The organism is Lysobacter enzymogenes, assembly GCF_017168095.1.
GTDB classification, from domain to species: Bacteria; Pseudomonadota; Gammaproteobacteria; order Xanthomonadales; family Xanthomonadaceae; genus Lysobacter; species Lysobacter enzymogenes_D.
On sequence record NZ_LXSD01000267.1, the window covers coordinates 1 to 19,732 of the forward strand.

Annotated in this window: 15 protein-coding genes; 8 read left to right on the plus strand and 7 right to left on the minus strand. The window is 70.5% G+C overall.

Features of this window, described 5'->3' with window-relative positions; all coding sequences use genetic code 11:
• The 3 genes from A7A76_RS07595 to A7A76_RS07605 all read right to left on the minus strand — a co-directional run.
• The coding region (locus tag A7A76_RS07595) for a non-ribosomal peptide synthetase (protein WP_206410627.1) at positions 1–6,229 on the minus strand (6,229 nt) is incomplete at its 3' end.
• Positions 6,226–7,008 carry a Stf0 family sulfotransferase gene (locus tag A7A76_RS07600; RefSeq protein ID WP_206410628.1) on the minus strand — a complete coding sequence of 261 codons (783 nt, stop codon included), beginning with the start codon at positions 7,006–7,008 and terminating at the stop codon, positions 6,226–6,228. The genes A7A76_RS07600 and A7A76_RS07595, both read right to left, overlap by 4 nt.
• A 732-nt stretch (positions 7,009–7,740) precedes the next feature.
• Positions 7,741–8,514 (minus strand): class I SAM-dependent methyltransferase, encoded by a 774-nt coding sequence (locus A7A76_RS07605; protein WP_206410629.1) that lies wholly within the window; start codon positions 8,512–8,514, stop codon positions 7,741–7,743.
• A 441-nt stretch (positions 8,515–8,955) separates the two neighbouring features.
• On the opposite strand from A7A76_RS07605, the gene galE reads away from it, so the two are divergent.
• Both galE and A7A76_RS07615 read left to right on the plus strand, forming a co-directional pair.
• Complete coding sequence (gene galE / locus A7A76_RS07610) at positions 8,956–9,969, plus strand: UDP-glucose 4-epimerase GalE (protein ID WP_241200786.1); 1,014 nt, start codon at positions 8,956–8,958, stop codon at positions 9,967–9,969.
• 143 nt (positions 9,970–10,112) lie between these two features.
• Positions 10,113–10,943, plus strand: coding sequence for a kanamycin nucleotidyltransferase C-terminal domain-containing protein (locus A7A76_RS07615; RefSeq protein ID WP_206410631.1), 831 nt, complete (start codon positions 10,113–10,115; stop codon positions 10,941–10,943).
• A gap of 87 nt (positions 10,944–11,030) precedes the next feature.
• Here the strand turns inward: A7A76_RS07615 and A7A76_RS07620 are convergent, their stop codons facing one another.
• From A7A76_RS07620 to A7A76_RS07630, 3 genes are read right to left on the minus strand one after another with little or no spacing between them, the layout of a single operon-like run.
• On the minus strand, positions 11,031–11,408 hold the full coding sequence (locus A7A76_RS07620) for a hypothetical protein (protein ID WP_206410632.1): 378 nt from the start codon (positions 11,406–11,408) through the stop codon (positions 11,031–11,033).
• 10 nt (positions 11,409–11,418) lie between these two features.
• Complete coding sequence (locus A7A76_RS07625; RefSeq protein ID WP_206410633.1) at positions 11,419–11,859, minus strand: response regulator; 441 nt, start codon at positions 11,857–11,859, stop codon at positions 11,419–11,421.
• Positions 11,856–13,598 (minus strand): sensor histidine kinase, encoded by a 1,743-nt coding sequence (locus tag A7A76_RS07630; protein ID WP_343225299.1) that lies wholly within the window; start codon positions 13,596–13,598, stop codon positions 11,856–11,858. The genes A7A76_RS07625 and A7A76_RS07630 overlap by 4 nt, the downstream gene beginning before the upstream one ends.
• Before the next feature lie 252 nt (positions 13,599–13,850).
• Between A7A76_RS07630 and A7A76_RS07635 the strand changes: the two genes are divergently transcribed.
• The 3 genes from A7A76_RS07635 to A7A76_RS07645 all read left to right on the plus strand — a co-directional run bounded on the left by A7A76_RS07635 (position 13,851) and on the right by A7A76_RS07645 (position 14,902).
• Positions 13,851–14,198, plus strand: a complete 348-nt coding sequence (locus A7A76_RS07635; RefSeq protein WP_206410635.1) for a hypothetical protein — start codon at positions 13,851–13,853, stop codon at positions 14,196–14,198.
• Positions 14,199–14,329: 131 nt separating this feature from the next.
• Positions 14,330–14,701 (plus strand): hypothetical protein, encoded by a 372-nt coding sequence (locus A7A76_RS07640; RefSeq protein WP_206410636.1) that lies wholly within the window; start codon positions 14,330–14,332, stop codon positions 14,699–14,701.
• Positions 14,702–14,737: 36 nt separating this feature from the next.
• Positions 14,738–14,902, plus strand: coding sequence for a DUF1328 domain-containing protein (locus A7A76_RS07645; protein ID WP_206410637.1), 165 nt, complete (start codon positions 14,738–14,740; stop codon positions 14,900–14,902).
• Between the two features lie 153 nt (positions 14,903–15,055).
• Here the strand turns inward: A7A76_RS07645 and A7A76_RS07650 are convergent, their stop codons facing one another.
• A complete protein-coding gene (locus tag A7A76_RS07650; RefSeq protein ID WP_206410638.1) occupies positions 15,056–16,057 on the minus strand; it encodes a LacI family DNA-binding transcriptional regulator in 1,002 nt (333 codons plus the stop codon).
• 91 nt (positions 16,058–16,148) lie between these two features.
• Here A7A76_RS07650 and A7A76_RS07655 point away from each other — a divergent pair, with 91 nt between their 5' ends.
• From A7A76_RS07655 to A7A76_RS07665, 3 genes are all read left to right on the plus strand, one after another.
• A complete protein-coding gene (locus tag A7A76_RS07655) occupies positions 16,149–17,201 on the plus strand; it encodes a sugar phosphate isomerase/epimerase family protein (RefSeq protein WP_206410639.1) in 1,053 nt (350 codons plus the stop codon).
• Between the two features lie 72 nt (positions 17,202–17,273).
• Complete coding sequence (locus tag A7A76_RS07660; RefSeq protein WP_206410640.1) at positions 17,274–18,509, plus strand: MFS transporter; 1,236 nt, start codon at positions 17,274–17,276, stop codon at positions 18,507–18,509.
• The gene (locus A7A76_RS07665; RefSeq protein WP_206410641.1) at positions 18,506–19,660 is read left to right on the plus strand and encodes a Gfo/Idh/MocA family protein; all 1,155 of its coding nucleotides are present in this window, start codon (positions 18,506–18,508) and stop codon (positions 19,658–19,660) included. The genes A7A76_RS07660 and A7A76_RS07665 overlap by 4 nt, the downstream gene beginning before the upstream one ends.
• Positions 19,661–19,732 lie beyond the last annotated feature (72 nt).

Sequence of the window (19,732 nt, forward strand, 5' to 3'; positions counted from 1 at the left end):
CTGCGAGCGTCGCCGCGGGCGCGCGGGCGCGCGCCGCGTCCACGCTGCGGGCGAGTTCTTCCAGGGTGGGGGCGGCGAAGAACTCGCGCAGGCCGAACTCGACCCCGGCGGCGCGGCGGATGCGTCCGACCGCGCGGGTCGCCAGCAGCGAATGGCCGCCGAGCGCGAAGAAGCGGTCGCGCAGTCCGGGCGGACGGCAGCCGAGCACATCGACCCAGATCGCGGCGATCGCGCGCTCGGTCGGCGTACGCGGGGCGAGGTGCTCGGCGGCTGCGTCGTCGCTGGCTGCGGCGACGGCCGGCGGCAACGCCGACGGGTCGATCTTGCCGTGCGCGGTCAGCGGGAAGCGCTCCAGCAGCACCAGCGCCGACGGCAGCAGATGCGCCGGCAGGCGGCCGCGCAGCGAGGCCAGTACCGCCTCGGCGTCGAGCGGACGCCGCGCCGGCACCGCGTAGGCGACCAGGCGCCGGCCATCGAGCTCGCCCTGGGCCAGCACATAGGCCTGGGCGATGCGCTCGTCGGCGGTCAGCACGGCCTCGATCTCGCCGGGCTCGATGCGATAGCCGCGGACCTTGAGCTGGCGGTCGATGCGGCCGAGGAATTCCAGGCGGCCGTCGGCGCGGATGCGGCCGCGGTCGCCGCTGCGGTACATGCGCGCGCCGGCGCCGGCGAACGGATCGGCGAGGAAACGTTCGGCGGTGAGCGCGGCCTTGCCGCGATAGCCGCGGGCCACGCCGCTGCCGCCGATGAAGATCTCGCCGACCACGCCGTCGGGCACGCGCTGCAGGGCGTCGTCGAGCACGTACACCGGCGCGTGCGCCAGCCCCCGGCCGACCGGCGGATCGCGCGGATCGGCGCGGTCGCATTCGTGGCTGGTGGCGCAGACGGTGGTTTCGGTCGGGCCGTACGCGTTGACGAAGCGCACCGGCGTCGGCCAGCTGCGCACGATCGCCGCCGGGCAGGCCTCGCCGGCGACCACCAGGGTCTGCAGCGCCGGCGCGCCGCCGGCCTCGACCAGGCCGGGCACCACGCTCGGCGGCAGGGTCACGTGGCTGATCGAGCGCTGGTTCAGCACCGCCGCCAGTTCGTCGCCGGCCAGCGCGTGCGCGCGCCCGGGCAGGCACAGGCAGGCGCCGCTGCACCAGGCAGTGAACACTTCCGAGACCGAAGCGTCGAATCCGAGCGAGGCGAACTGCAGCAGGCGGCTGTGCGGCGCGAGCGCGAAGCGCTCGATCTGGGCCAGGGCCAGATCGCGCAGGCCGCGGTGTTCGATCAGCACGCCCTTGGGCGTCCCGGTCGAGCCGGAGGTGTAGATCGCGTAGGCCAGATCGCCGGGCGCCGGGCCGGGCAACGGCTGCGCGTCGGCGTCGTCGGCCGCGGCGCAGGCCTGCAACGACAGCGCCGGCGGCAACGGCTGCGGCAGCGCGGCGAGCGCCGCCGCGTCGGCCAGGACCAGGCCCGGCCGCGCGTCGTCGAGCACATGGCGCAGGCGTTCGGCCGGCGCCGCGGCATCGAGCGGCAGATAGGCCGCGCCGGCCTTGAGCGTGGCGAGCAAGGCGACGAAGGTGTCGACCTCGTGATCGGACACTACCGCGACCAGATCGCCGGCGCCGATGCCGCGCCGGCGCAGGTGCCGCGCCATGCGCTGCGCGCGCCGGTCCAGTTCGGCATAGCTCAGCCGCGCGCCGGCGGACTCCAGCGCCGGCGCATCCGGGGTGCGCGCGGCCTGCGCCGCGAACAGGTCGCAGACGGTCGCGTCCGTGGTCGCGGCGGCCCGCACCGGCGCCGGCGCGGCGCCCAGGCGCAGCCGCGACACCGCTTGCGCCGGGTCGGCCATCGCCGCGTCCAGCAGCGCCGCGTACATGTCGCCGAGGCGGACGATGGTGGCGGCATCGAACAGGTCGGTGGCGTATTCGATCTCGGCGCTGAGCCGCCCGTCCGCCTCGATCAGGTTCAAGGTCAGATCGTACTTGGCGCTGCGGCTCGGCAGGTCGATCCGCTCGGTCTGCGCGCCGGCCAGCCGCAGCGCGGTCGGCGGAGTGTTCTGCAGGGCGAAGATCACCTGCACGATCGGCTGCCGCGACAGGTCGCGATGCGGCTTGAGCGCGGCCACCAGCTGTTCGAACGGCAGCTCCTGATGGGCGAACGCGGCCAGCGCGGCGTCCTTGGCCTGGGCCAGCAGCGCGGCGAAGCTGGCGCCGGTGTCGACCCGTGCGCGCAGCGCCAGGGTATTGATGAACAGCCCGATCAGCGGCTCGGTGTCGCGATGGGTGCGGCCGGCGGTGGGCGTGCCGACGACGATGTCGCCGCTTCCGCTCCAGCGCGCCAGCAGCGCCTGGAACGCGGCCAGCAGCACCATGAAGGCGGTGGCGCCGTGTTCGCGCGCGAAGCCCGGCAGCCGCCGCGCCAGCGCCGCGGGCAGCTCGAAGCGGTGCACGGCGCCGGCGAAGCTCGCGCTCGGCGGACGCGGCCGGTCGCTCGGCAACGCGATCAGTTCCGGCGCGTCGGCGAGCTGCGCGGTCCAGTAGCGCAATTGCTGCGCGAGCTGCGGCGCCTGCAGCCAGCGGCGCTGCCACATGGCGTAGTCGGCGTACTGCAGGCGCGGCGGCGGCAGCGCCGGCTCGGCGCCGCGCGCATGCGCCTCGTAGAGCGCGCCGAGCTCGCCGAGCAGCACGCTGTGCGACCAGCCGTCGGCGGCGATGTGGTGCGCGGCCAGGATCAGCACGTGCTCGCGCTCGCTCAGCCGCAGCAACTGGGCGCGGAACAGCGGCCCGCGCTCCAGGTCGGTGCGGTGCAGCGCTTCGCGCTCCAGCCGGTCGTCCACGAACGCCTGCGCCCGGGCCGGATCCAGTGCGCTGAGGTCCTCGACCGACAGCGGCTGCGTCGGCGCCGGATCGATCTTCTGGCGCGGCTCCTCGCCGTCGAGCACGAAGCGCGTGCGCAGCATTTCGTGGCGTTGCAGCAACTGCGCCAGCGCCGCGTCGAGCGCGTTGCGGTCGAGCGCGCCGCGGATCCGGAACGCCAGCGGCACGTGGTAGGCGGCGCCGACCGTGCCGAGCTGCTCCAGGAACCACAGCCGCTCCTGCGCGAACGACAGGGCGATGGATTCGCGGTCCGGATGCGGCGTCAGCGGCGGCGCGGCGCCGGCGGACGGCGGCGCTTGCTCCAGGACCGCCTGTTCCAGCGCGGCGACCGTGGGGTGGTCGAAGATCGCGCGCAGCGGCAGCTCCAGCGCCAACTGCGCGCGCAACTGCGCGATCACCCGCATCGCCAGCAGCGAATGGCCGCCGAGTTCGAAGAAGTCGTCGTGCAGGCCGACCCGGTCCAGCCGCAGCACTTCGGCGAAGATGCCGGCCAGGCTGCGCTGCAGCGCGGTATGCGGCTCGGCGTAGTCGGCGATGTCGGGGCGCTCTTCCGGCGCCGGCAGCCGCGCCTTGTCGACCTTGCCGTTGACCGTCAGCGGCAATGCCGGCAGCACCACGGTCGCGGCCGGCAGCATGTGCTCGGGCAGGATGCCGCGCAGGTGCTCGCGCAGGCCGCGCACGAACGCGTGCTGGGCGGCGGCGGCGAGCGGGTCGTTGGCGTAGGCGCGCGGGTCCGCATCGAGCGGCTCGGCGAACTCGGCGCACTCGGCGCCCTGGCCGGCATCGCCCTGCCCGGCCGCGTCCGGGTCGCAGAACGTCGCCCGCAGCTGCCCCGGCGAATCCTCGGACCAGGCGATCGCGACCCGGTAACCGTGGCGTTCGCCCAGGCGCCACAAGGCTTCGGGCTGGACCCCGGGGACGGCCGACGCGCCGGCGCGTTCGTTCAATTCGCGCCACGACAGCGTCGGCGCGGCTTCGTCGAGCAGGGCCAGGCGGCGCAGATCCGCGCTCAGGCGCGCGTTGACCAACTCGACCCGCAACCGCGGCGGCCGCTGCCGCGCCAGATGCGCATCCAGTTCGGCCAGCGCGTCGTCGCCCTGCGCGCGCCACGGTTCGGCCGGCGGCGCCGCCGCGCGCGGCCCGACGTGCAGCCAGACGTCGTAGCGGTATTGGTTGAGCTCGTTGTCGGCGTCGCCGCGCTTGAGCAGGATTTCGACTGCGCCGATGTTGGCCAGCCGCTGCGGCAAGGCGCGGAAGAATTCCGGCCCCAGCAGCAGTTCCTTGTCCTGGCGCATGCCGCGTTCGATCGCCGCGCGCAGTCGTGCGGCGTCGGCCCCGTCGTCGGCCTTGGCGAACTGCACCGAGGCGTGGAAGGCGCGCATCAGCCCGTGGTGGCGCACGTCGCCGACGAAGATGCGTCCGCCCGCCACGACCCGTTCGCTGGCCTGGCGCAGCACCTCGATCAGATAGTCGGCGCTGGGGAAGTACTGCACGACCGAGTTCAGCACCACCGTATCGAAGCCGTCGGGCAGGCCGGCGAAATCGTCGGCGGGCTGCGCCGACAGGCGCACGTGCTCCAGCCCTTCGCTCGCGCCCAGCCAACGCTGCAGGCGGCCGATCGCGACCGAGGACAGATCGGTGGCGACATACGACCGGCAATGCGGCGCCAGCCGCTCCAGCACCAGGCCGACGCCGCAGCCGATCTCCAGCAGGCGCTGCGGCCGCCGCGCCAGCACCCGCTCGGCGGTGGCGTCGAGCCATTGCCGCATCTGCGCCAGTTCGATCGGCGCGCCGGTGTAGCTGCTGTGCCAGCCGACGAAGCTGGGACGGAAATCGGCGTCCTGTTCGGGCCGGTACGTGTCCTGGTAAAGCGCCTGCCATTGGCCGACGCTGTCGTCCGCGCGCGCGGCCGCGCCCTCGGCCTGGGCCGGTTCGGCGACGACGTAGGCGACCAGGCGCGGCTGGCCGTCGCCGTCGCGCTTGGTCACCACCGCCTGGCGCACGCCGGGATGGCGCAGCAGCGCGGCCTCGATCTCGCCCAGTTCGATCCGGAACCCGCGCAGCTTGACCTGCTGGTCGAGCCGGCCGAGGTATTCGATATCGCCGTCGGCGGTGCGCCGGGCGAGATCGCCGCTGCGGTACAGCCGTTCGCCGTGGCCGAACGGACTGGCGACGAAGCGCGCCGCGGTCAGCGCGGCGCGGTTGAGATAGCCCCAGGCCAGACCGGCGCCGCTGACGCACAACTCCCCCGCTTCGCCGTCGGCGACCGGGCGCAGCGACTCGTCGAGGACGAACAGGCGCAGGTGCGGCAAGGCGCGGCCGATCAGGCTGGCCGGCGCACGCACCGCTTCGGCCGCGGCGACGTCGCGCTCGGTGACGTGCACGGTCGTCTCGGTGATGCCGTACATGTTGACCAGTTGCGGCCGCGCGTCGCCGTGACGCTCGAACCAGCCGCGCAGCTCGCCGAAGCGCAGCGCCTCGCCGCCGAAGATCACCAGCCGCAACTGCAGCGGCAGGCGCATCGATTCGTCGACCGCGGCGAACTGGGCGAACGCGGACGGCGTCTGGTTGAGGACGGTGACGCCCTCGTCGCTGGCCAGCCGGTAGAACGCCTGCGAATCGCGCGCGACCTGCGCCGGCACCAGCACCAGGCGGCCGCCGTAGAGCAGCGCGCCCCACAGTTCCCACACCGAAAAATCGAAGGCGTAGGAATGGAACAGGCTCCATACGTCGTGCGCGCCGAAGCCGAAGCGCGGCTGCGCGGCGTCGAACAAGGCGGTCACGTTGGCCTGCGGCACCGGCACGCCCTTGGGCTGGCCGGTCGAACCGGAGGTGTAGATCACATAAGCCAGTTCGCCGGCCGCGAACGGCCGCGCCGGCGCGGCGGCCGCGGCCGATTCGATCTGCTCCCAATCGCGGTCCAGGCGCAGCACGCGGCGACCGGACGGTTGCGGCTGCGCGCACAGGTCGGCCTCGGTCAGCAGCAGCGGCGCCGCGCAGTCCTCGAGCATGAAGGCGATGCGCGCCGGCGGCGTGCGCGGGTCGATCGGCAGATAGGCCGCGCCGGCGCGCAGCACCGCCAGGGTCGCCGCCACCAGCATCGGCGAACGCTCCAGGCACAGGCCGACGATGTCGCCCGGGCCGACGCCGGCGTGTTGCAGGCAGCGCGCCAGCGTCGCCGCGCGCGCCTGCAACTGGCGATAGCTGACGCGCTCGTCGCCGCAGACCAGCGCTACCGCGTCGGGCGAGCGCGCGGCCTGGGCTTCGAAGCGCTCCACCAGCGACGGCGCAGCGGCGGCCTCGTCGCTCGGGCCGGTCGCGGCGTTGTCGCTGGCGGGCGCAGGATCGTGTGCGTCCTCAGTCACCCATGCATCTCGCGATAGCGCGCCGCCCACTGTTCGGAGATCTCGTCGGCCTGGCGACGATGGCGGGTGCGGGCGATGTCCGGGCGCTGCGCCGACAGATTCAGGTAATCCAGGACCGAGCGCAGCGTGGGTTCGTAATTGGCCGCCAGGTCTTCGTAGTCGACGATCATCGGCTCGATCCGGTGGCGCTTGAAGAACGCGCGCCAGCCGTCGTCGCCGCTCTGCAGCCAGTCGGCCAGGCGCCGGATCATGGCGAAGTCGAAATCTTCCGCGGCGACCGGCAACACCGGGTCGGTGCTGCCGGCGACGCGCACGAACTCGCTGGTCTTGATCGCCTTGAACAGCGACACCGCCTGCGCGACCCGGTCGGCGCGGCGCAGCCAGATGTAGGACAGGCGCGGGAACGCGCGGCTGAACAGTTCATGCGGCGATGCGAGCTTGTCGCCGAAATACGCCTGCAGCACTTCCACCGCGTTATGGAAATCGGAGAACGGACGCTGGAAGTGGATCTTGACGCCGAACACGCCGTTGTCGGTGGTGCCGGCTTCCACTATTTCGCGCAGCACCTGTTCGGCCGGATGCGCGCGGCGCTGTTCTTCCAGCAGTTCGCGGTAGCGCTCGGGCTGCATGTCGAACACCTGCGCCTGCGGCAGGCGCACCGGCGGCGCGAAGTATTCGTCCGGGCGTCCGGCGATGCCGGTCTCGCGCAAGCCGCTGGCGAGCATCGTGCTGCCGCTGCGCATGGTCGTGCAGATGATGTAAGAGCGCTGGTTCCGCATCCTTCGAAACTCCCGGTACGACCAAATATCGATCCCATCGATCCCATCGATCCCGCACAGGCTGGCGCGGGCGTGCCCTACGCGTCGCGTCCCGCCCCGGGCCCGCGGCGGTTGTGCCGGCGCGGACGCCGGCGAGGTCGCTGTCGCGACCGCGACGCCGTGGGAAATTCAGTCGTTGCGGGGTTGGCCGGACGGGGCCGTCGCTCGATGCGCGGAAACGGATTCGCCGCGGCGGCGCGGCGCGCACGAGTGTAACGGCCCGCGGCGGGCGCCGATCCGGCTCGCCTGTCGGTTTTGACAGGTCCGCGAGCGGCCTGAGTGCGCTTGCGATCGCAGCGTGCGGGCGCGGCCGTCGAAGACGCGCGCAGGCGATGGAACGAGCGGGAGTTCAAACATCGCTGCGCAGACATCCTGTGGTCCATGTCGAGAACTGACGTGACGCGCCCTGAGCCAGCATGCATTGAAGGCGGCATGCAATGGCACGCTACGCTACAACGTTTGGCATCCTCGTACGATTGCCGGTGCTTCGTCAAGGCGTGTCGACGCGTCGATTGCCCGACCGCTTCGCGCGCGTTCGAACGCCGCCAACCGCGCGCTCCTGTTCATGCTTGTCCTTGCGTAAATCGTGCGAATTCGCGCCGACATGGCCGCGCATTCAGCGCCGCGGCGACGGTCGCGCGAGCGCGCGGCCGACAGCATGCGCTGACGTATGCGCGCACCGCCGACGCCGTCTCACTGGATGCGATCGACGCTGCCGCCGGGGTTGAAGCGCGTCAGTCGCGGCTGCGGCGACAGCACCAGCGCGCGATGCTGCGAGAACTGTGCGGCCATGCCCCAAACGCGATGGGGGAAACTCTGCGTCAAAGCGTCTGCATAAGGTTGCGCGTAGTCCTGCCGGCACAGCAGGAACTTCGCCGCCGCGGCGATGTCCTCGCGGTCGAGCACGCAGAACACCGTCCATTGCGGATGCGCCTGCAGCGCCTGCGCCACCGCGATGCCGAGCTCGGGATACGCCGGACTGAGCATGTCGTCCAGGCAGACCACGCCCCACGGCGCCATGCACGCGAACGCCAGCGCCATGTCCTGGGCCAGCGACGAGGCCTGATGGTCGCCGTCGATATGGAACAGGCGGATCGCGCGCGCGCCGTCGGGGCCGGTGAGCCGGTGCGGGCGCAGGCGCCGGCTGTCGGCGCAGATCGTCTCGACCCGGTCGGTCAGGCCGAACCGGCGCAGGCGTTCGCTCAGCCGCAGGCCGACGTGGATGTCGGGCCAGTCGAACCGGTCGATCGCCAGCGCCCGCTCGCCGGCCTGCAGGCCCAGCGTCAGCGCGATCAGGAAGCGCCCTTCGAACGCGCCGATTTCGGCGACGTCGCCGCGCCAGCCCTGCCCGGCCTGGACTTGCATCAAGCTCGCGCAGGCGCGCGCGGCGAACGCCGACGACATGCCCGGCACGGCCTCGTAGTGTTCTCGCAGGTAGCGATCCAACGACAGCGGTGCCTGGGACATGCAGGCCTTCTCCGAATGGCTGCAGCAAGGACGGCGCGACGGGCGGTTCGATCCGGTGCGGCGCCGAGCGCGCAGACGCGACGACCGCGCGGGCACCGGGTGCGCACGGTCGTTCGTCGAGTGTTCGCAGCGTTTCCTTCGGCGGCGCCCGCCTTCGGCACGGATCGCGACCAGGCCCCCGCCGCAGCGCTCCCCAAGCGCCAGCCGACTCTAGCACGACCGTTTAGACGGTCAAGCCGCGCCGCGGCAGCCGCCGGCGGGGCTCGCGCGGCGGCGAGGACTGGATTAGTCTCGCTGTCGCGCGGCGCGACGGAAGGCCGCGTCGACACATGGAGGGGGACCCGCGGTGATTGCGACGATCGAACCATCCCGCCCGCTGCCGACACCGTCGTCCGAGCCGATCGGCGCGCCCGCTGCCGGCCGCGCCGCGGAGCGGCCGGCTTGAGCGCGACGCCCTCCTCCCGCCGCGGCGGAGCGATCCTGATCACCGGCGGCGCCGGCTACGTCGGCAGCCACGTGGTGTTGCAACTGGCCGAACGCGGCGAGCGCATGGTCGTGCTCGACGACCTCAGCACCGGCCACGCCCAGGCGGTGCTCGGCGCCGAGCTGGTCGTGGGCGACGTCGGCGACGCCGCCACCGTCGCGCGGGTGCTGCGCGACTACGACGTCGATACGGTGCTGCACCTGGCCGCGCGCACGATCGCGCCGGAGTCGGTACGCGATCCGCTGCGCTATTACGCCGGCAACACCTGCGCCACCCACACCCTGCTCAGCTGCTGCGCGCAGGCGGGCGTGGCCAACTTCGTGTTCTCCTCGTCGGCGGCGGTGTACGGCATGCCGGCCTCCGGGATCGCGCGCGAGGACACTCCGACCGCGCCGATCAATCCCTACGGCGCGTCCAAGCTGATGAGCGAGTGGATGCTGCGCGATCTCGCCGCAGCGACCGGACTGCGCTACGCGGTGCTGCGCTATTTCAACGTCGCCGGCAGCGACCTGCGCGGCCGCATCGGCCATTCCACCCGCAACGCCACCTTGCTGATCAAGGCCGCGTGCGAAGTCGCCACCGGCAAGCGCGAGAGCATCGCGGTGTACGGCACCGACTTCGCCACGCCCGACGGCACCGGCGTGCGCGACTACATCCACGTGGACGACCTCGCCCGCGCCCACGCCGATGCGCTGGACTACCTGCGCCGCGGCGGCGACCCGGTCGTGCTCAACTGCGGATACGGGCGCGGCGCCTCGGTGCGCGAGGTGCTGCGCGCGCTCGAACGCGTGCACGGCGCGCCGATCCCGGTGGTCGAGCATCCGCGCAGGGCCGGCGATCCGCCTTCGCTGATCGCCGATGCGTACCGGATCCGCGAGCTGCTCGGCTGGGCGCCGCGCTGCGACGACATCGACTTGATCGTCGCCAGTTCGCTGGCGTGGGAACGCAGCCTGGGCGAGCAGCGCGGCTGAGCCGGCCGCGCCGTCGCAGCAGCGAAAGCCATCGTTACAACTGCGCGAACGCCGACGTGGACGGGCTTGGCGCGCACGGGGCACCTGCCAGCATCGAAACGCAAGTTCGCAACCGCATCCCATGGAGCAAGATCGATCACCTTATGGAATACCAACTCCCCATCGGCAGACTGGACGACGTCTTTTCCGGGCCGCGCGCGGTCAGCGCCGACGAACGCAACGCGCTGTACGCGCTGATCATCGAGTCCATGCGCGAACGCTTCGGCGAACGCCTGCAGCATCTGGTCCTGTACGGCTCGACCGCGCGCGGCGAAGCGCGCCCGTACTCGGACATCGACCTGTGGGGCGTCATCGACGACGAGGTGTACGGGGCGAAGTTCCAGAAGCCGGTCGAATGGGTCTACGGCCCCGGCAAGGCGTTGGTGTATCTGCTCTCGCGCAGCGCCGCCGAAGCGCTGGCGCGCGAGGTCGACGAGAGCTGGCCGATCAGCCGCGGCAAGTTCGTCTACTCGCACGTGGTGTGGGCTTCGCCGGGCAACGAAAACCTGCTCGCCCGGTTGCGCGAGGTCGCCACCCATCCGGATCCGGACATGGTCGAACGGGCGATGGCGCGGATCGTCTCGGGCACCTTGTACGAACTGATCGGAAAGCTGCGCAACCGCTCCGCGCCGCACGCGATGATCGCCGGCACCTTCGCCATGCATCTGGCGCTGGTGACCGGACTGGCCGCGCGCTACCCCTACGCGACCTTCGGCACGGTGCTGGAAGAGGCCGCGCGGCTGCCGGCGCCGGACGGCGCGAAAGAGTTGTACGCGCTGGTCATCAAGGGCGACCTGAGCGATCTGGCCCTGGTCAACGAAGTGGTCGAGCGCGCCTGGGCCGGGCTGGCTTCGTGGCAGGCCGGGGCGACCTTCACCGCCGCGCTGGGCTTGCGCGTCCTGCCCTCGTTCGAGCCGGCCGAAGAGCCTGCGTAAATCCCGGCCCGAATCCGGCGCGCGTAGCGGACGCTTCGGGTGGTGCGGATCGAGTCGCCGGCCGCGATATCGCCGGGCCCGGGCCGGCTATGCCGTCAACGCGGCGGCGGCCGGCGACGGCATGAGCAATTCCGATACATCGACGGGCAGCCGATCGAGGCGGTTCTTGTCCCAGATCGGCAGCCCGGACAGGTGCTCGGCTTGTTCCACCGCGCCGGTCAGAATCGCGAACTGCGGCGCGGGCGCCGCGGCGAAAACGATCTGGCGGGCCTCCTGCCAGCAAAAGCCCGGCAAGTTCAGGTCGCACAGGACCAGATGCGGGTCGTAGTCGCGCAGGGCGGCGATCAGCTCGTCGCGGGTGGCGACGCGCCGCCGCGTCCACGGCGCCGGCAACTCGCCCAGCGCGAACTCGGCCAATTCGACGTCCTCTTCGGTGTCGTCGACGAACAGCAGGCGCCAGGTCATGCCGATGGCCTCAGTTGGCTTCCAGCGGTTCGTTGAGCACCGCCCAGAAACGTCCCAGCGTCCTGACGGCGTCGAAGAACTGGTCGACGTCGACCGGCTTGACCACGTAGGCGTTCACGCCGAGGCCCCAACTGCGCACCAGGTCGGCTTCTTCGCGCGACGAGGACAAGATCACCACCGGCAACATGCGCAGCTTGTCGTCCTTGCGCATCTCGGCCAAGACCTCCAGCCCGTCGATGCGCGGCATCTTGATATCGAGCAGGACCACCGACGGGTCGCCATCGGTGCGGCCGGCGAACGCGCCGCGCCGATACAGGTAATCGAGTGCCTCGACGCCGTCGTTGACGTGGACCACCGGGTTCAACAGATTGGCGTCGCGCAATGCGTCGATGGCCATTTCGGCATCGAACGGGCTGTCTTCGGCCAGGAGGATCGTACGCAGTTCGGTCATGCAGGCAGCCGCTCGGTGATGGGTTGGTCGGAAGCAGGAAGAAGCAGGAAGAAGCTGGCGCCTTCGTCGGGACGCCCCTCGGCCCAGACGCGGCCGCCGTGGCGCGAGGCCACGCGGCGCACGGTGGCCAGGCCGATGCCGGTGCCGGGGAACTCGGTCGCCGAGTGCAGCCGCTGGAACACGCCGAACAGCTTGCCGGCATACGCCATGTCGAAGCCGGCGCCGTTGTCGCGCACGGTGAACAGGTGATTGCGGTCGGCGTCGTACGCGTGGCTCACTTCGATCGTCGCCGGCTGGCGCTGGGCGCTGTACTTGACCGCGTTGCCCAGCAGGTTGAGCCAGACCTGGCGCAGCATGTTTTCGTCGCCGACCACGACCGGCATCGGGCCGATCCGCCATTCGACGTTGCGCTCGGGCTGGTCGAGCTTCAGGTTCGCGTCGAGCATCGAGCGCGTGTCCTGGACCAGCGTCTGCATGTCGACCGACTGCAAGCGCAAGGCGCTGCGCCCGAGCCGCGAGTACACCAGCAGGTCGTCGATCAAATGCGACATCCGCTTGGCGGAGGTCGAAATCACCCCGAGATAATGCCGGCTCTTCTCGTCCGCGGCCTCGCCCAGGTGGCGCTGCAGCTTGTCGGCGAAGCCCGCGGTATGGCGCAGCGGCGCGCGCAGGTCGTGCGACACCGAATAGCTGAAGGCTTCCAGTTCGCGGTTGACTTCCGAGACCTGCTCGATCTTGCCTTCCAACTGGCGATTGAGCTCGTGGATGCGGTTTTCGCTGGCCCGCCGCGTGCTGATGTCGGTGGCCGCGATCATCACCGTGCGGTCGCGATGCTCGCCCGAGGGCATCCGGCGCGCGTTGATGAGCATGGTGCGGCGAACCCCGTCGGCGGTGGTCTGCTCGCACTCGTAGTCCCACATTTCGCGGCCGCGCGACATGACGTCGCCCAGCCGCCGCACCGTCTCCTCATCGGCCCAGGCGCCGCCCTCGATCTGGGCGAGCGCGCGGCCGTTCGCGTCGGGCGGCAATCCGTACAGTTCGGAGAAAGCGAGATTGAACAACACCAGGCGAGAGCGGTCGTCGACCACCGCGATCGGCTCGCGCACCGTATCCAGGACCAGCGCCGCATGCGCGTTGGCCTCGGCGGCATCGCGCTCGGCGCCGACTCGCCGGCGCAGCTGGCGCACGGCGTAACCGGCGGCCAAGCCGAGCAGCAGCACCTGGACGGCGACCGCCAGCCAGCGGGTGAGTTCGGTCACGGCGCTGCGCTGCTGGTATTGCTGCGCGCGCCGGGCCAGCAGGCCGCGCTCCTCGGCGATGACCTTGGCGATGAGATCGCCGACCGGGTACTGGCGCACGGCGGCGTCGACCTGGGCGTGGGTCGCGGCCCGCCCCGCCTGCGCCACCACGTCCATATTGCCCAGGCGCAGGCTCACCTGGTTCTGCAGTTCGCCCAGTCTGCGCTGCTGTTCCGGATTGTCCTCGGTGAGGCGCTGCAAGGCGGCCATCGCCACGCCGATCTGTCGGCGGCTGGCGGCGAGGCGCTCGCGCAGGCGCGGCGTGTCGACGCCGGCGGCGAGCGACAGCGCGGCCGCCTCGGTGTCGCGGACGTGCAGCGCGAGCGATTGCGCCTGCGCATCGACTTCCAGGGTATGCCGGACCATATCCGACGAGCGCTTGGCCGCATCGCCGGCGCCGCGCAGGACGAGCGCCGGAACGATCACGGTCAACGCGATCACGAGCGCAAGCGCGCCCGCCTGCCATGCCGCGACCGGGTGTCGTTGGGTGGCGCTCACGTGTGGAAGGTTCCGCCTGGGGCACGCTGCGCGCTGCATGCGTCCCTCCCCAGGGCACAGCGTTCAATCATGAGACCAAGCGCCGGGACATGGCAATAGCCTGCAATTGTCGCAATCCGGCAGTTGGGCCGGATCCCGATCGTCAGATCCGGATCGTCACCGCGTCGTCCCTCGCCACTGCGAGCCGCCGGCGACGTGAGCACCTCATCGGCCGGCAGCTTTTCGCGAATCGATAAACAGCCGCCGTTCGGCGAGAGCACCCGCGCAGGAAAACTCGGCATCGCGTCGGCGGACTCGATCGGCCGGAATGGTCTGCACTCATTTCGACGCGGTTGCCGCATCGAGGTTGGCGTCGCCCGCGAGTCGGGGCGACCCAGCGATCAAGGCCGAGCTCGTCCCTTTACCGCACTCACCGCTGTCCGCGGGCGCTTGGCGCTCGACCATCGCGCGAGAGATCCGGACGATTCGATCAGCGCGCAGCCGAAACGTCCCAGCGCTCATTCCTCAATGCGTTATGTGATGAAAATCGCGAATTCGAATTAAACGGTTAAGTCAAAAAAAGAAGTCCGTTACAACTTCAGCAAGTTCACGTTGCGCCTACGTCGGCTCACCTAGGTTCGACCGCCTCAGGGGACCACCCTCTCTTCAGCCAATCGAGGCCGCAAACGATGGGAATGCACGCGTACGAGACTGATCGCCACACCGCGCTTGTAGTGGACGCCGACGCCGAGATCGCGCACTGGCGCACGCGCTACCGGGACCTGCCGCATTGCCGGTACATGCGCTGGGACGATGTGAAGCCCGCTCTGCAAATCGGTATCGACGCCTGCCTGAAGGCCAACGGCCGCGATGTGGTGGAAATGCTGGACGAATTGGAGTCCCGCTATCGCCGCACCGGCAAGGACTCCCGCCTGGATTGGGTTCGCGCGCGCGAGGTCGTCGCGGCGGTGTGGGTGCGCATCTGGAGCCAGAAAAAATCCAGGACGGAACGCTTGGCGGCCTTCGCCGCTACCTCCGATACCTCCGATCGCATGCGTATCCGCTGATCCAAACGCAGCGGACACTGCTCAAGGAGCTAGCCCATGCTTCATTACGCACTGATCTTCCTGGTCGTCGCGCTTATCGCCGGCGTCCTGGGCTTTACCGGAATCGCCGGCGCCGCGAGCCAGATCGCCTGGATCCTGTTCGTCGTGTTCCTGATCCTCGCCGTGGTTTCGTTCTTCCGCGGACGCCGCCCGCCGGTGTGATCGCGGCCGCGGCACCGCCGAGGCTGGCGGCGTCAGCCCCCAAGGGCGGCACGCCAGCCTCGGCCTCAACGTCTTGGATGTATTTTGGCGATCAGCCGTTATGCCGTGGTCGCGCCGGCTGCGACGCTTTCCCTGCATCGCCGCAGCGATCCATCAGCGAGCGGCGGCCGTCGACCCGCGCAACATCAAGCCGAAATCCAAGGTCTGCTGGTGCGGCACCTCCACCGCCTCGATGATCGCCAGCAGCAGGTTGACGGCGCGTACGCCGATCTCGCGCATCGGCTGGCTGATCGTCGTCAGCGGCGGGTTGAGATAGCGCGACGAGGCCAGGTCGTCGAAGCCGACGATCGAGAAGTCCTGCGGCACGCGGATGCCCAGGTCCCTGCACGCGGCGAGGACGCCGAGCGCCATCTGGTCGCTGAAGCAGAACGCGGCGGTCGGCGCGGTCTGCTGCCCCAGCAGCTTTTTCGCGGCGGCGTAGCCGGATTCGATGGAAAAGTCGCCCGGGGCGATTTTCAGCTGACGCAAACGGCCGCGCGCCCTGGCGGCGGCTTCCACGCCTTCCAGGCGCTGTCGATGCAGCGGATTGTCGGGCGGCCCGCCGACCACGGCGATCCGCTGATGGCCTAATCCATACAGATGTTCCATCGCGGTGCGCGCAGCGGCCGCGTTGTCGATGTGGACGCTGGGAATGCCCAGCGCCGGATCGAACTCGCAGCCGTTGACCACCGGCGCGGCGGCGCCGAGCCGCTTGACGATGTCCTGCGCCGTCGGCGGCAGCCGGTGGCCCAGCACGATCAGGCCGTCGGCTTCGTTGCGCGGCAACATCTGCGCGTAGCGTTCTTCCCGGTCCGGCCGGTTCTGGGTATCGCCGAGCAGCACGGCGTAGTCGGCGGCCTGCGCGGCCTCTTCGGCGCCCTGCAGGATCTGGGCGAAGAACGGGTTGGCGATGTCCGGAACGGTGACCAGGATCTTGCCGCTGCGCTGGGTCTTGAGCGTGCGCGCCACCGTGTTGGGCACGTAGCCCAGCGCGGCGGCCGCTTCCTCGATGCGCTGGCGCGTGGCCGGCAGCACCTTCTCCGGCCGCGACAGCGCGCGCGACACGGTGCCGGCCGAGACGCCGACCTGCCTTGCGATGTCGTAAATGGTCGCCATGCCTCAGTCCATCGGCCCTCGCTGCGTTGCACAACGATCATCCTGGCGACCCCATGCTAGAATTGCAATCGATTGCATCAGGCGGATTTCCATGAAAACGCTCAAGGGTCCAGCGCTGTTCCTCGCCCAGTTCATCGGTGACAAGCCTCCGTTCGATCGGTTGGACACGCTGGCCGAATGGGCCGCCGGCCTGGGCTATTGTGGCGTACAAGTCCCGACCAACGCGCCGCACCTGTTCGATCTGGCCGAAGCCGCGCGCAGCCAGGCCTATTGCGACGAGGTCGCCGCCACTCTCGCCCGCCACGGCATCCGCATCACCGAGCTGTCCACGCACTTGCAGGGGCAACTGGTCGCGGTGCATCCAGCCTACGACATCTTGTTCGACGGTTTCGCCCCGCCGGAAAAGCGCGGCGATCCGCCCGCGCGCCAGGCCTGGGCGGTCGAGCAGTTGCTGCTGGCCGCGCAAGCCAGCCGGCGCCTCGGCCTGACCGCGCACGCGACCTTTTCCGGCGCGCTGGCCTGGCCGTACTTCTACCCTTGGCCGCAACGGCCGGCCGGCCTGGTCGAGGAAGCCTTCCGCGAGCTCGGCCGCCGCTGGCGCCCGATCCTGGATGCGTTCGACGCCTGCGGCGTGGACGTGTGCTACGAGATCCATCCGGGCGAAGACCTGCACGACGGCGCGACCTTCGAGCGTTTCCTGGAAACCGTCGACCGGCATCCGCGCGCAAAGATCCTGTACGACCCCAGCCACCTGCTGCTGCAGCGGATGGATTACCTGGGCTTCATCGACCGCTATCACGAGCGCATCGGCATCTTCCACGTCAAGGACGCCGAGTACCGCAGCGATGCGCGCAGCGGCGTCTACGGCGGCTATCAGGACTGGATCGATCGCCCCGGCCGGTTCCGCTCGCTCGGCGACGGCCAGATCGATTTCAAGGCGATCTTCTCCAAGCTGGCCCAATACGATTTCCCGGGCTGGGCGGTGCTGGAGTGGGAGTGCTGCCTGAAGCATCCGGAAGACGGCGCGCGCGAGGGGGCCGCCTTCATCCGCGACCATCTGATCCGGGTCACCGAGCGCGCGTTCGACGATTTCGCCGACAGCGGCGCCGGCGCCGACACGATGCGGCGCGTGCTGGGGATTTGATCGCACGCCAGTCCGCCTGACGCCTATGAGCCTGATGCCGATGAGCCTGACGCTGATGAGCAAGGGGAAGCCATGACGTTCACCATGCCGCGCCTGAGCGCGATGATGTTTCTTCAGTTCTTCATCTGGGGGGCGTGGTTCGTCACCCTGGGCACTTACCTGGTGCAAGGGCCGCTGCAGGCTAGCGCGAGCCAGGTGGCGACCGCGTTCCTGAGCCAGTCCATCGGCGCCATCGTCGCGCCGTTCCTGGTCGGGCTGGTCGCCGACCGCTACTTCGCCGCGCAGCGCATCCTGGCGCTGCTGCATCTGGCCGGCGCGGCGCTGATGTGGGGCGCCTCCGCGGCGACCGGCTTCGGCGCGTTCTCGGCCTGCGTGATGGCCTACATGCTGCTGTTCATGCCGACGCTGGCGCTGGCCAACAGCATCGCGATGCGGCACATGCGCTCGCCGGAAAAGCAGTTCCCGCCGGTGCGCGTGGCCGGCAGCATCGGCTGGATCGTCGCCGGCGTGCTGATCGGCTGGCTGGGCTGGGAACAGGCGCATCGGCTCGACCTCACCTTCAAGATGGCCGCGGCGGCCTCGCTGCTGCTCGGCCTGTATGCACTGACCCTGCCCGACACGCCGCCGCTGGAGCGGCAACGCAACGCCGGCCTCGGTCAGATCCTGGGGCTGGACGCGCTGCGCCTGTTGAAGTCGCGTTCGTACCTGGTGTTCTTCCTGGCCTCGATCGCGATCTGCATTCCGCTGTCGTTCTACTACAACTTCACCAATCCCTATCTCAACGACCTCGGCGTGCGCGGCGCGGCCGGATTGCAATCGCTAGGCCAGGTGTCGGAAGTGCTGCTGATGCTGGCGATGCCGTTCCTGTTCGCGCGGCTCGGGGTCAAGACCATGCTGGCGCTGGGCATGGCGGCGTGGGTGCTGCGCTACGTCCTGTTCGCCTACGGCGATGCGGGCGCCGGGTTCGCGCTGCTGGTGACCGGCATCGTCCTGCACGGCATCTGCTACGACTTCTTCTTCGTCACCGGCCAGATCTATACCGACGCCCACGCGGGGCCGGCGTTCCGCAGCAGCGCGCAGGGCTTCATCACCCTGGCGACCTACGGCGTCGGCATGCTGATCGGCAGCTTCCTGTCCGGCGCGGTCGTGGAGCATTACACCACGGCGGCCGGCCGCGACTGGCAGCAGATCTGGCTGTTCCCGGCCGGCGTCGCCGCGATCGTGCTGGCGGCGTTCGTGCTGCTGTTCCGCGAACGGCCGGCCGCGGCGTCTGCGATGCCCTCCTCCATTGAGGACGCGCAGCGATGAGCGCATTGGGAGTCGCCATCGTCGGCACCGGCATGATCGGCCACGTGCACCGCCGCGCGGCGATCCTGGCGGGCGCGCGCATCGTCGGCGTGAGCGCGTCCTCGCCGCAGCGCGCGCGCGAGGTGGCGGCCGACTGGAACGTGCCGCGCGCCTATCGCGATATCGAGGAAGCGCTCGCCGACCCGCAGGTGCAGGTCGTGCACGTGTGCACGCCCAACCATCTGCACCGGGCGATGGCGCAGGCCGCGCTGCAGGCCGGCAAGCACGTGATCTGCGAAAAGCCGCTGGCGACGACGCTCGAAGACGCCCGGGCCCTGGCGGCGCTGGCCGCGAGCAGCGGACTGGTGGCCACGGTGCCGTTCGTGTATCGCTATCACCCGGTCGTGCGCGAGGCGCGCGCGCGCATCGCCCAGGGCGAACTGGGGCCGCTGCGGCTGATCCACGGCAGTTACCTGCAGGACTGGCTGCTGGACCCGGCCAGCAACAACTGGCGCGTCGATCCGGCGCTGGGCGGCGCCTCGCGCGTGTTCGCCGACATCGGCTCGCACTGGTGCGACCTGGTGGAATGGGTCAGCGGCGAGCGGTTCGCCGAAGTCAGCGCCGCTTTCGAAACCGTCATCGCGCAGCGCAGCGCCGCCAGCGGCCACAGCTACGCCCGCCCGGCCGCCGACGGCGCGATGCAGGCGGTCTCCAGCGAAGACGTCGCCGCGGCCCTGTTCAAGACCGCCGGCGGCACCCTGGCCACGTTGACCGTCAGCCAGGTCTCGGCCGGGCGCCGCAACCGCCTGTGGTTCGAGATCGACGGCGCCCGCGCCAGCGTCGCCTTCGATCAGGAAGACAGCGAGCGGCTGTGGATCGGCCTGCCCGACCAGCGCGAAGAGATCTTCGTGCGCGGCCCGGCGGCAGGAAGCGCGGAGCAACGCCGGCTGTCGGTGCTGCCGGTCGGCCACGCGCAAGGTTACGGCCATTGCTTCGACGCCTTCGTCGCCGACAGCTATCGCGCCATCGACGCCGAAGCGCCGGACGGGCTACCGAGCTTCGACGACGGACTGCGCTCGGCGTTGATCGTCGACCGCGTGATCGCCTCGGCCCGCACGCGCGCCTGGACCGACATCGGCGGCGCGCACGACCAGGAGCGCCGTACCGCCTGAGCCAAACACCCGCCACGACGAGATGCCGGCCCTCGCATGCCCGCGCCGTCGCCTCGCCCGCAGCCATCGAAC